Origin of the sequence: Jatrophihabitans sp. GAS493, from assembly GCF_900230215.1 — a bacterium.
Lineage (GTDB): Bacteria > Actinomycetota > Actinomycetes > Mycobacteriales > Jatrophihabitantaceae > MT45.
On the sequence record NZ_LT907982.1, the window covers coordinates 3,210,001 to 3,221,970 of the forward strand.

At 64.5% G+C, this 11,970-nt stretch carries 9 protein-coding genes and 2 rRNA genes (1 of these 11 only partly in view); 9 read left to right on the forward strand and 2 right to left on the reverse strand.

Annotated elements, in window-relative coordinates; all coding sequences use genetic code 11:
- Window positions 1-2,358 (forward strand): 23S ribosomal RNA (locus CPH63_RS14905) (it extends 768 nt beyond the left edge of the window).
- 160 nt (window positions 2,359-2,518) lie between these two features.
- A 5S ribosomal RNA gene (gene rrf, locus CPH63_RS14910) occupies window positions 2,519-2,635 on the forward strand.
- Window positions 2,636-2,832: 197 nt separating this feature from the next.
- Here the strand turns inward: rrf and CPH63_RS14915 are convergent.
- Window positions 2,833-4,086 (reverse strand): DUF1015 family protein, encoded by a 1,254-nt coding sequence (locus CPH63_RS14915; RefSeq protein ID WP_096303659.1) that lies wholly within the window; start codon window positions 4,084-4,086, stop codon window positions 2,833-2,835.
- Between the two features lie 119 nt (window positions 4,087-4,205).
- On the opposite strand from CPH63_RS14915, the gene CPH63_RS14920 reads away from it, so the two are divergent.
- Entirely contained in the window at window positions 4,206-5,300 is a 1,095-nt protein-coding gene (locus tag CPH63_RS14920) for an HAD-IIA family hydrolase (protein ID WP_096303660.1), read from the forward strand.
- On the opposite strand, the gene CPH63_RS14925 is transcribed toward CPH63_RS14920, so the two are convergent.
- Window positions 5,278-5,667, reverse strand: coding sequence for an SCP2 sterol-binding domain-containing protein (locus CPH63_RS14925; RefSeq protein WP_206745559.1), 390 nt, complete (start codon window positions 5,665-5,667; stop codon window positions 5,278-5,280). The genes CPH63_RS14920 and CPH63_RS14925 overlap by 23 nt on opposite strands.
- A gap of 75 nt (window positions 5,668-5,742) precedes the next feature.
- On the opposite strand from CPH63_RS14925, the gene CPH63_RS22360 reads away from it, so the two are divergent.
- From CPH63_RS22360 to CPH63_RS14950, 6 genes are all read left to right on the forward strand, one after another.
- On the forward strand, window positions 5,743-6,039 hold the full coding sequence (locus CPH63_RS22360; protein WP_157749577.1) for a hypothetical protein: 297 nt from the start codon (window positions 5,743-5,745) through the stop codon (window positions 6,037-6,039).
- A gap of 7 nt (window positions 6,040-6,046) precedes the next feature.
- A complete protein-coding gene (locus tag CPH63_RS14930) occupies window positions 6,047-6,919 on the forward strand; it encodes a TlyA family RNA methyltransferase (protein WP_096303662.1) in 873 nt (290 codons plus the stop codon).
- Window positions 6,916-7,797, forward strand: a complete 882-nt coding sequence (locus CPH63_RS14935) for an NAD kinase (protein ID WP_096303663.1) — start codon at window positions 6,916-6,918, stop codon at window positions 7,795-7,797. The genes CPH63_RS14930 and CPH63_RS14935 overlap by 4 nt, the downstream gene beginning before the upstream one ends.
- A gap of 6 nt (window positions 7,798-7,803) precedes the next feature.
- Window positions 7,804-9,615 (forward strand): DNA repair protein RecN, encoded by a 1,812-nt coding sequence (gene recN, locus CPH63_RS14940; RefSeq protein ID WP_096303664.1) that lies wholly within the window; start codon window positions 7,804-7,806, stop codon window positions 9,613-9,615.
- Between the two features lie 86 nt (window positions 9,616-9,701).
- On the forward strand, window positions 9,702-10,880 hold the full coding sequence (gene steA / locus CPH63_RS14945) for a putative cytokinetic ring protein SteA (RefSeq protein ID WP_096303665.1): 1,179 nt from the start codon (window positions 9,702-9,704) through the stop codon (window positions 10,878-10,880).
- Complete coding sequence (locus CPH63_RS14950; RefSeq protein WP_157749578.1) at window positions 10,880-11,794, forward strand: copper transporter; 915 nt, start codon at window positions 10,880-10,882, stop codon at window positions 11,792-11,794. Before steA ends, CPH63_RS14950 begins: the two co-directional genes overlap by 1 nt.
- Window positions 11,795-11,970: the final 176 nt, after the last annotated feature.

An 11,970-nucleotide genomic window follows, 5' to 3' on the forward strand; every position in this document is an offset into this window, starting at 1 on the left:
ACCCGAAGCGAAGTGATCTACCCATGGCCAGGTTGAAGCGCAGGTAAGACTGCGTGGAGGACCGAACCCACTTCAGTTGAAAATGGAGGGGATGAGCTGTGGGTAGGGGTGAAAGGCCAATCAAACTTCGTGATAGCTGGTTCTCCCCGAAATGCATATAGGTGCAGCGTCGCGTGTTTCTTACCGGAGGTAGAGCTACTGGATGGTCTAGGGGGCCTACAAGCTTACCGAAATCAGCCAAACTCCGAATGCCGGTAAGTGAGAGCGCGGCAGTGAGACTGTGGGCGATAAGGTTCATGGTCGAGAGGGAAACAACCCAGAACACCAGCTAAGGCCCCTAAGCGTGTGCTAAGTGGGAAAGGATGTGGAGTCGCATAGACAACCAGGAGGTTGGCTTAGAAGCAGCCACCCTTTAAAGAGTGCGTAATAGCTCACTGGTCAAGTGATTCTGCGCCGACAATGTAGCGGGGCTCAAGCACACCGCCGAAGCTGTGTCATTCATGCAATAGCCTGTCGGTTACCTACGGGTGGCCGGCCAGGTGTGTGGATGGGTAGGGGAGCGTCGTGTGCCGGAGGAAGCGGCGGGGGAACCCAGCCGTGGACGGCACACGAGTGAGAATGCAGGCATGAGTAGCGAAAGAAGAGTGAGAAACTCTTCCGCCGAATGACCAAGGGTTCCTGGGCCAGGCTAATCCGCCCAGGGTAAGTCGGGACCTAAGGCGAGGCCGACAGGCGTAGTCGATGGACAACGGGTTGATATTCCCGTACCCGCAAAAGAGCGCCAATACCGAGTCCGGTAATGCTAAGCGCCTGATGCTGTGATGACCTTCGGGTCGGATCGGTTGAACGCGTGACCCGAACCGGTAGTAGGTAAGCGATGGGATGACGCAGGAAGGTAGTCGTACCGGTCAGTGGTAATACCGGGGCAAGGACGTAGGGCGTGACATAGGTAAATCCGTGTCACATGTGCCTGAGATCTGACGCATAGCCGATTGGGGCGAATTCGATGATCCTATGCTGCCAAGAAAACTCTCTAGCGAGCTCTTCGCGGCCCGTACCCCAAACCGACACAGGTGGTCAGGTAGAGAATACTAAGGCGATCGAGTGAACCATGGTTAAGGAACTCGGCAAAATACCCCCGTAACTTCGGGAGAAGGGGGGCCAAAGCACGTGACGGCACACGCTGCCGAAAGCGTGAGTTGGCCGCAGAGACTAGCGAGAAGCGACTGTTTACTAAAAACACAGGTCCGTGCGAAGTCGCAAGACGATGTATACGGACTGACGCCTGCCCGGTGCTGGAAGGTTAAGAGGACGGGTCAGCCCCTTTTGGGGGCGAAGCTCAGAATTTAAGCCCCAGTAAACGGCGGTGGTAACTATAACCATCCTAAGGTAGCGAAATTCCTTGTCGGGTAAGTTCCGACCTGCACGAATGGCGTAACGACTTCTCGACTGTCTCAACCATGGACTCGGCGAAATTGCACTACGAGTAAAGATGCTCGTTACGCGCGGCAGGACGGAAAGACCCCGGGACCTTTACTATAGTTTGATATTGGTGTTCGGTTCGGATTGTGTAGGATAGGTGGGAGACTGTGAAGCTCACACGCCAGTGTGGGTGGAGTCAACGTTGAAATACCACTCTGTTCGAATTGGATGTCTAACCTCGGTCCGTAATCCGGATCAGGGACAGTGTCTGATGGGTAGTTTGACTGGGGCGGTCGCCTCCCAAAAAGTAACGGAGGCGCCCAAAGGTTCCCTCAGCCTGGTTGGCAATCAGGTGTTGAGTGCAAGTGCACAAGGGAGCTTGACTGTGAGACAGACATGTCGAGCAGGAGCGAAAGCTGGGACTAGTGATCCGGCACCGGCTAGTGGAAGCGGTGTCGCTCAACGGATAAAAGGTACCCCGGGGATAACAGGCTGATCTTCCCCAAGAGTCCATATCGACGGGATGGTTTGGCACCTCGATGTCGGCTCGTCGCATCCTGGGGCTGGAGTCGGTCCCAAGGGTTGGGCTGTTCGCCCATTAAAGCGGCACGCGAGCTGGGTTTAGAACGTCGTGAGACAGTTCGGTCCCTATCCGCCGCGCGCGCAGGAGATTTGAGAAGGGCTGTCCTTAGTACGAGAGGACCGGGACGGACGAACCTCTGGTGTGCCAGTTGTTCCACCAGGAGCACTGCTGGTTAGCTACGTTCGGAAGGGATAACCGCTGAAAGCATCTAAGCGGGAAGCCTGCTTCAAGATTAGATCTCCCATCCTTAATGGAGTAAGGCCCCCGGCTAGACCACCGGGTTGATAGGCCAGAAGTGGAAGCACGGCAACGTGTGCAGCTGACTGGTACTAATAGGCCGAGGACTTCACCACAACACACACTTCAACCCCATCACACCCGGCAACGGGACGTGACAGGGAACAAGCGCTACGCGTCCACTGTTCGGTTCCCGAGATACGGACCACCCCCGCAACCACCCCCCAACACAGGGGTGCGTCAGCGGCGGGTGAAACCCACATATCTCCATAACGTTACGGCGACCATAGCGAGAGGGAAACGCCCGGACCCATCCCGAACCCGGAAGCTAAGCCTCTCAGCGCCGATGGTACTGCACGGGCCACTGTGTGGGAGAGTAGGACGTCGCCGGACACAACTCACAGACGAGGACCAGACCCCGGCCCACCAGCCGCAGGGACTGGTCCTCGTCTCACATACACCAACAAAATGCCCGATAATTCGAAGGCTTAAACGCTTCGAATTGTCGGGCATTTTCTGTTCGGGGGAATCTGAAACGCAGGGGGATTGACAGCTCCCGGGCAGCATCTGCCACAAGGGTGAATTGCCGGTCATTTGTATTCGTCGATAAAGCGACGGATCAATAGGCCGGATGCTGGTTTGGGCGTAAAGAGCGTCGATTTTCTCGGCATGCGCAGACCGCTGGCCGCGACTTGAGTCACCGCAGATACCGGGGTCGGCCTAAGTAGTACCGCGGTCCCGCCAACGGCCTGTGCCGCCCGGATCGCGTCCTCGACGCTGTGTTCGTAACCGACCGTCTCGACATTGTCTTCCAGCTTCCAGATTCCTTCGACCAGGCCGCGGTGCAGCACGACCACATCTAATGCGGTCAGCTCAGCCGGCTCGTCAATCGCGTTCACAACATCCGGGGCGAGATCAGTCACCAACGCGTAGGTCTGGCCATCGGTGAGCACGATGGCGAAGGCCGCCTCTCGTTCGGCGCCCTCAAGTGCCGTCTGGGCGCTGTCGAACTCGGTGACGCGAGCCTGGGTGCCGATGTCGGCCACAGCTTCGGCGAACCCACGGGTTCGAAGTACACGATGTATCGCGTGCACCTGGGGGCCATATTCGGACGCGTCCACCAGCAGGGTGAGGCCACGGTCCCACGGTCCGGAACCCGATTCGGAGGTACGAAGCTGCTGCATTCGGCGGTAGGTCGCGTAACGGTGGTGCCCGTCCGCTATGAGGGCTCGCCGGGGCCGCAGGTCGTCGGCGATGGCGGAAAGCTCGGCCGAGGCCGTGATGCCCCAGAGCCGATGGGTGATCCCGTCGCTGGTGGTCGCGGTGGCCAGCACTGAGTCGTCGTCGACTCCGGCCACAGCTCGTGATGCCGCCCCGCCGCCGTCGTAGACGAGGTAGATCGGCTCGAGATTCGCGTTGGTCGCCTCCATCAGGGCGAGACGATCGGCCACCGGACCGGCCATGGTGTTCTCGTGGGGCAGGACCACGCCCAGTTCGGGGTCGCGCAGTTCGAGTGCACCGACGAGGCCGCGAGTGGTCTCACCGGTCTGCGATCGCATCTCGTAGACGTAGAGCGTGGGTGTCACATCCACGGCACTGAGCCCGTCGTTGACCAGGTGGTTGAGCAGCTGTGCCGCCCGCTGATATGGATCGTCGCCTTCAGCCGCCTCCGGAAGGATCAGGCTCACCGCGTTCTCGGAGTCGCCCTCGACCAACCGGGCGCGCTCGCTGGCCGAGATCACGTCATAGGGCGGGCAGAGACGGGAGGCCAGGGCGGGGCCATCGGCGATCGGGCGGGTGGCCCGGAACGGATGCAGTACCAGGGTCGAGGGCTCAGAGGTCACATCAGCTGATGCTAGTCACGATTGACGCCGGCGCCGGGCACTAGCGTAGTAGCGGTCTATCCAGCCCGGGCTCCCAGCCGCCAACCCTGGTTCTGCGCCCCTGATCGATCGAGGTACAGATGCCCGACCAGTCCCGTCCGCGTTCGTCAGGCAAGCCACTCGCCCAGCAGTATGACGTGGCGCTCCTCGACCTGGACGGGGTCGTCTACGTGGGTCCGCACGCCGTCGCCGGAGCCGTCGCGGCATTGGCCCAGGCCCGGGACGTTGGGATGCGACTGGCATTCGTCACCAACAACGCGGCCCGGACGGCCTCCACGGTGGCCGACCATCTCAGCGACCTCGGGGTGCCGGCGGTCGCCTCCGACGTCACGACCTCGTCCCAGGCCGCGGCACACTACCTCGCCGAACGGCTCCCGACCGGTGCGAAGGTGCTGGCCGTGGGCGCTGAGGGACTCACGGCGGCGCTGCTGGAGCGTGGGCTGAGGCCTGTGCAGAGTGCTGACGAGAATCCCGAGGCCGTGGTTCAGGGGTACTCGCCGGATACGAACTGGGAAATGCTGGCCGAGGCGACAGTCGCGGTCCTCGGCGGCGCACTCTGGGTGGCCACCAACCTTGACGCGACACTCCCCTCGCCGCGCGGTCCGCTGCCCGGCAACGGTTCGCTCGTCGCCGCCGTGGCGACGGCGACCGGTCAGCGACCGGTCGCCACTGGCAAGCCTGATCCGACGATGCATCGCGAGACGTTGGAGCGCTCCGGCGCCAACCATCCACTCGTGGTCGGTGACCGCCTCGACACCGATATCGCCGGTGCGGTCGCCGTGGGCTGCGCCAGCCTGCTCGTCCTCAGCGGAGTGACCACTCCGAAATCGCTTTTGAAAGCATCACCCGACGAACGCCCGGACTATCTGGGCCTCGACGTGTCGGCGCTCCTCGCCGCGCACCCGCCGGTGGTCCGGGACGGTACCGAATACAGCTGCGGTTCGTGGCGGGCCGGCGGCAGCTGGACGGGTTTCACGCTACGTAGAGTTGATGACGATGCGCCCGCGACGACCGAGTTCATCGACGACGGACTGGACCCGCTGCGTGCCCTGTGCGCCTGCGTCTGGTCGGTGAATCTCCCGACTGACTCGCCCCTCGAGATCACGGCCGTCGCACCAGAGGCAGACCGGGTATTGCGTGACTTCGGGTTACTCAGAACAGCGACCGAAGTTTGAGCAGGTCGAAGACACTGGCGTCCACCTTCAGGCGCCCGGTCGCCCACGCGGCGGCAAAGTTCAAGTCGCCTGCGGTGAGTTTCAACAGGTCGTCGCTGTTCAGGGCCAGCTTGATCTGGGCCGAGTCGTGTTGACGCGGTCCGAGCGTTACCTGATGAACGTCATGCAGACCGCCGTCGCGCAACGCACCGGCGAAAGTGACATCGAGGTCCTTGATCCGCGCGCTCACCGTCCGGTCAAGGACGACCTTCTTCCGATGGCTCTCGTCCATGCCACCGAGAAGCTGTGCCAATTCGGCGAAAGCTGCTTCACACTCTTCAATGCTGGCCATGAATCTTGAACGTTCCTTTCGTTTACCAATCGACACACTAGCGCCCGATGCGATCCCTCCGGGGCGGCGACGGTACCGTCAGAGCGAGAATCATCTCGTGAGGAGCAGAGTGTGAGCGCACCGCAATTCCCGTCGGCGCCGACGCCCGGCCCGGTCGCTCCAGTACCCGGCCCGGTCGGTCCGAGACCGGGGCCAACGGTGCAAGGTGGTACACCGAGCGCGGGCTCGCCATCCGGAGCCGTCGAAGCGGCCGGAGGGACCCCGAGCCCGACCCCGAGCGTGGCGGCCGCCGTTGAGTTGCTGCAGGGCATCGAAGCGCGCCCGGTGACCGAGCACGTCGAGATCTTCGCCGACGTGCATGCGAGGCTGCAGCGGGCCTTGACCGAGATCGACAACCCGGATCGGTAGGTAGCCGGTGGCGGCACGACGACTGCTGCGCCTGGACGCCGAACTGGTCCGGCGGGGCCTCGCCCGCAGCCGTGACCAGGCGTGCGAACTGATCACGGCCGGGCGGGTCGAGGTACGTGGGGTCGTGGCCACCAAAGCCGCGACCGCGATCGACAACGACACGCCGCTGCGAGTCCTCGCCGACGAGGCCGACCCATCCTTCGCCTCCCGGGGGGCCTACAAACTCGTCGGTGCGTTACGTGACTTCGGTATCGAGGCGCGCGGTCGGCGTTGTCTGGATGCCGGAGCGTCCACTGGCGGGTTCACCGACGTCCTATTGCGTGACGGGGCCGCGAGCGTAGCCGCGGTCGACGTCGGCTACGGGCAGTTGGCCTGGGCGCTGCGAACGGACGAGCGGGTAACCGTCTACGACCGGACGAATGTCCGCGCGCTCACTCCAGAGGAGATCGGCGGACCAGCCTCGCTGACTGTCGCCGACCTCTCCTTCATCTCCCTGCGACTGGTTCTTCCGGCGCTCATCAACTGCACCGAACCCGATGGCGACCTGGTGCCCATGGTGAAGCCGCAGTTCGAGGTCGGCCGTGAGCGGCTGGGGCGCGGGGGTGTGGTTCGCGACCCGGTTTTGCACACCGACGCGGTATTCGGTGTCGCGCAGGCGGCAGCCGATCTAGGCTGGGGCGTCGCCGGTGTGACCCGAAGTTCATTGCCGGGGCCGTCAGGCAATATTGAGTTCTTTCTATGGTTACGTCGGTCTGCGAACATCGCGGGGGTACCTGTCGATCGTGCCTCGATCGAGGCGGCGGTGACACAGTTGCAAGCGCAGCCGGAGAAGAGTGTGGGCACCGAGCCGGTGTCGGGGGGAGCAGTGGGGGATTCGTGACTCGGTCGGCAGTGGTCGTGGCGCACACCGGACGCAAGGAGATCCGGAGCATGGCGACGTCTGTCGTCTCCAAGCTCACCGACGCAGGCTTCGAAGTCCGCATGCTGGCCGCCGAGGCGGCCGACTGCGAAGTCACCGACGAGGTCACCATCGTGGATGGTCCGCACGCCGCAGCGGGCGCGGAGATCCTGTTGACCTTCGGAGGGGACGGCACTTTCCTGCGCGCGTCGGAGCTGGCCCGGCCGGCCGCCGTTCCGATGATCGGTGTGAACTTCGGGCATGTCGGCTTCCTGGCCGAGGCCGAGCCGGATGAGTTCGACGAGACGGTCGCCTCCATCGTGGCCCGTCGCTACAGCGTCGAGGAGCGAACGACGGTAGACGTCGAGGTGAGTTCCGGCGGGATGCTCATCGCGGAGCAGTGGGCCTTGAACGAGGCGTCGGTGGAGAAGGCCAGCCGGGAACGCATCCTGGAGGCCGCGGTCTCCGTCGACGAACGGCCGCTGCTGCGATTCGGCTGCGACGGCGTTCTCTGTGCGACACCGACCGGTTCCACGGCCTACGCCTTCTCAGCCGGCGGCCCGATCGTCTGGCCCAACGTCGATGCCTTTCTGGTCGTCCCGAACGCGGCACACGCGGTCTTCTCCCGGCCGATCATCGTCGCACCGCACAGCGTCGTCGACGTGGAGCTGATCTCGCCGGAGCTACCGGCCGTACTGAGCTGCGACGGTCGGCGTTCGGTGGCGCTGCCGCCTCAGGCGCGGATCCGGTTCCGGCGCGGAAAGCAGTCAGTACTGATCGCACGGGCGCACGAGTGGAACTTCGGCGAACGGCTGGTCACCAAGTTCCAGTTGCCGGTCCGCGGCTTCCGGGGCATGTGAGCCAGGGTGCTGGAAGAGATCCGAATCAGCTCGCTCGGCGTCATCCAGGACGCGGTTCTTCCGCTCACTCCCGGACTGACCGTGGTCACGGGCGAGACCGGTGCCGGGAAGACGATGGTGGTCACGGGGCTCTCACTGCTCTTCGGCGGACGGGCTGACCCCGCTCGAGTGCGCACTGGGGCCACCGAGGCCAGCGTCGACGGGCGGGTGCTGCTGGAGCGGTCGCGTCCGCGAATGGCGGAGGTCGCGGCGCGGGTGGCCGACGCCGGTGGCGCGGTCGAGATTGAAGAGCCTCCCGGCGACGGGGCCGATGTTTTACTGCTGCGCCGGATCGTGAACGGAAACGGGCGCTCCCGGGCCTATGTCGGCGGTGCGCCGGCCCCGGCGTCGGTGCTGGCCGAACTGGGCGAATCGCTGCTGGTGATGCACGGCCAGTCCGACCAGCTCCGGCTCACCCGCCCGGCCGAGCAGCGCGCCGTCCTCGATCGCTTCGCCGGCGTGGAACTGGAGGAGTACGCAGTCGCCTTCACCGAATGGCGCGACGCCGATCGTGTTCTGCAGGAGCGCACCTCTCGGGCCCGTGAGATGCAGCGGGAGGCTGAGTTGCTCGCCCACGGAGTAGCCGAAATTGATGCCGCCGAGCTGATTCCCGGCGAAGATGTGGAACTGAACGAGGCGGCGAAGCGGCTCTCGCATGCTGACGCGCTGCGGCTGGCCGCCCTCGGTGCTCACACCGCCCTGCGTGGCGGCGACGAGTCGACCGGTGACGCGCCGACCGATGTCGCCTCGCTGCTGGACTCGGTTGTTCGTCAGCTCGGCGCGGTGGTGGGCGCCGATCGAGAGCTCGACGAGCTGGCCAGCCGGGCTCGTGACCTCTCCGCGGTGGCCGACGATCTCGCTCACGAACTCTCCGCCTACGTCGATCGAATCGACGCCGATCCAGAGCAGCTCGCCCAGATCGAGACCCGCCGAGCAGTCATCGCCGCGCTGATCCGCCGCTACGGCGATGACCTCGATGCGGTGCTCTCCTGGGCCGAGGATGCTCGGAAGCAGCTCACCGATCTCGACGTCTCCGACGAGGCGATGGCGGCGCTCGCGGAGAAGCGGGATCGCTCTGCCCAGAGGGCGGCGAAGCTGGCCGGCACCATTTCCACGACCCGTCGCGTGGCCGCCGAACGTCTGGCCGCAGCCGTCACCGACGAACTGCACGGCCTCGCGATGGCCTCCGCTCAGTTGGAGATCACCGTCCAATCGAGGCCGGCCGCCAGCTCCGACCTGGTGCTGGTGGTCGACGGGGTCGGCTGCGCGGCGTCGATCGACGGTGTGGACGACGTCCAGATCCTGCTTCGCCCGCACCCGGACGCGCCGTCGGTCCCCCTTCAACGAGGTGCCTCGGGGGGCGAGCTCTCCCGCGTGATGCTGGCTCTCGAGGTGTGCCTGGCCGGGGCTGATCCAGTTGCCACGATGGTCTTCGATGAGGTCGACTCCGGCGTGGGTGGCCGGGCCGCGGTCGAGGTCGGGCGTCGCCTGGCCCGCCTGGCCCGTACCCACCAGGTGATCGTCGTCACTCACCTGCCTCAGGTGGCGGCCTTCGGGCAGAACCATGTCGTCGTCGACAAGGCGGCCACCGAGTCCGTCACGGCGAGCGACCTACGGGTGGTTCGGGGAGAGGATCGAGTCGTCGAACTCGCGCGGATGCTGGGCGGACGAGACACCGACGCGGCGCGAATTCACGCAACGGAGATGATCGCCGAGGCCGATGCCGAATCGTCTCCGCCGCCCCGTCGGCGTAAGGCCGCGGGCCAGCGCCGAACCTGAGAAGACGCCGAGAGCAGCCAAGAATCGCGGCCCTCCCGCGTGGCGAATCAGGCTCCGCACAGCAGCCGGTGGCACCATGGGGAATCATGAAGCTGGCCAACGTGCGGAGACCAAAGTCCGACAACTTGCCCGGCGTCAGTGGAGTGGGGCGACTCGACCGGCGTACAAATCGTCTGGCCGGGCGCCTGCACCCCGGTGACATCGCGATCATCGACCACGTTGACCTCGATCGCGTCGCCGCTGAGTCGTTGGTGACGGCGAAGGTGGCCGGCGTGGTGAATGCCCAACCCAGCATCTCTGGCCGCTACCCGAACCTGGGCCCGCAGTTGCTCGTGCAGAACGGCATCGCGCTGCTCGACAACGTCGGCAGCGAGGTGTTCGGAGCTGTCAACGAAGGCTCCCGGGTGCGGATCGAGGGCGACGAACTCTACGTCGGGGACCGACTTGTCGCGCGTGGCTCGGCGCAGACCGTCGAGACGATCGACGAGCAGATGGCGGAGGCGAAGCTCGGCCTCTCCACGCAGCTAGAGGCCTTCGCCGCCAACACCGGCGAGTACATGAAACTGGAGGGCGACCTGCTGCTGGAGGGCGTCGGCGTACCCCCCGTTGCCACCAAGTTCGAGGGTCGGCACGTGATCCTCGTGGTCCGTGGCTATGAGTACAAGGCAGATCTTGCTTCGCTGAAGAATTACATCCGCGAGTACCGCCCGTTGCTCGTCGGCGTCGACGGCGGAGCGGACGTGCTCGTTGACGCCGGCTATCGGGTCGACCTCATCATCGGCGACATGGACGCGGTGTCGGAGAACGCGTTGCGTACCGCCAAAGAGGTCGTCGTCCATGCCTACCCGGACGGGCGCGCTCCGGGGCTCGCCCGAGTGCAGGACATGGGCGTAGACGTCGTCACTTTTCCGGCCGCCGGTACAAGCGAGGATATTGCCTTGCTGCTGGCCGATGTGAACAAGGCGGCCGTCATCGTCACCGTCGGTACCCACGTCACCCTGGCCGAGTTCCTGGACCGAGGCCGCGTCGGTATGGCATCGAGCTTCCTGACCCGTCTTCGGGTTGGCGGGAAACTGGTTGACGCGCGGTCGGTGAGCCAGCTCTACCGCAGCCGTATCTCCGCGGCCGCGCTTCTCGTACTAGTGCTGGCGGCGCTGGTTGCAATCGGCGTGGCGCTGGCCGTCTCGGACAGCAGTCACACCTATCTGGACCCGCTGAGCCGTGAGTGGCACAGATTCATCAACCGAATTCAGGACTTCTTCTAGTGATCAACTTTCGTTTCCATCTCATCTCGCTCGTCGCGATCTTCCTGGCTCTCGCCCTGGGGATCGTGGTCGGCACGACGGCTCTGAACGGGCCGATCACCACCGACCTACGGACCCAGGTGAACTCGGTGAAGGCCGATCGCGCCTCGCTGGCCGAGCAGGTGAAGACGCTGCAGGGTCAGGTCAGCGATACCGACAAGTTCGCCAGCCTCTTCGCCGCCCAGGTGGTGGCCAAGACCCTGACCGATCAGAAGGTGCTGATTCTCGGCCTGCCGGGTGCGCGGACGGACATCAAGGATGCGGTGGCCAAGGGAGTCACAGCGGCCGGCGGCACCGTCACCGGACAGCTTCAACTCACCCCGGACTACAGCGACCCTAAGCGGGCGAACGACCTTCAGGCCCTGGTCACGAGTGGCATCCAACCGACCGGGGCCACGCTGCCGCCGTCGGCCGACCCGGGTGTGGTGAGCGGCGCGATGCTCTCCTACGTACTGCTTGGAAAAGGGCAACCGACCGATCTACAGCAGGTGCTCACCGGCTACGCATCGCTGCACATGCTGCGCGACGAGAGCAGTTCAGCGGTTGCCCCGGCCCCGCTCATCGCGGTGGTGGCATCGGGAAACCTGGCCGGGCAGAACGACGTCGCCCAGACGCAGCTGGATCTGATCGATCAGCTCCGCCAGGCTGGTGCCCACGAGGTGGTCGTCGGTGACTCGCCGACGGCCAAGCCGGGCGGGATCATCGCCCGTATCCGGGCTGACGACACCATCAAGAGTGGCGTCTCGACGGTCGACAACGGCGACACGTCACTCGGTGAGGTGTCGGCGACGCTTGCCCTGTCCGGAGCCGCCAAATCACAGGTCGGTCACTACGGAACAGGTCCGGGCGTCGACGGTCTCTTCCCCCAGGGGTGAGCGCGTAGTCCGAGCGGCCTGGCAGAAATGTGGCGCGCCTTTGCGAGCTGCACACATCGAGACCTCTGGCGTGTTAACGTGGACTCCCGTGGATCGGCGCTAACTTTTCTAGTCCAGTGGTTAGCTGCGCTGGCGAGTTAACACCGAATCGCATGTCGTATCGGACGCGAACACGG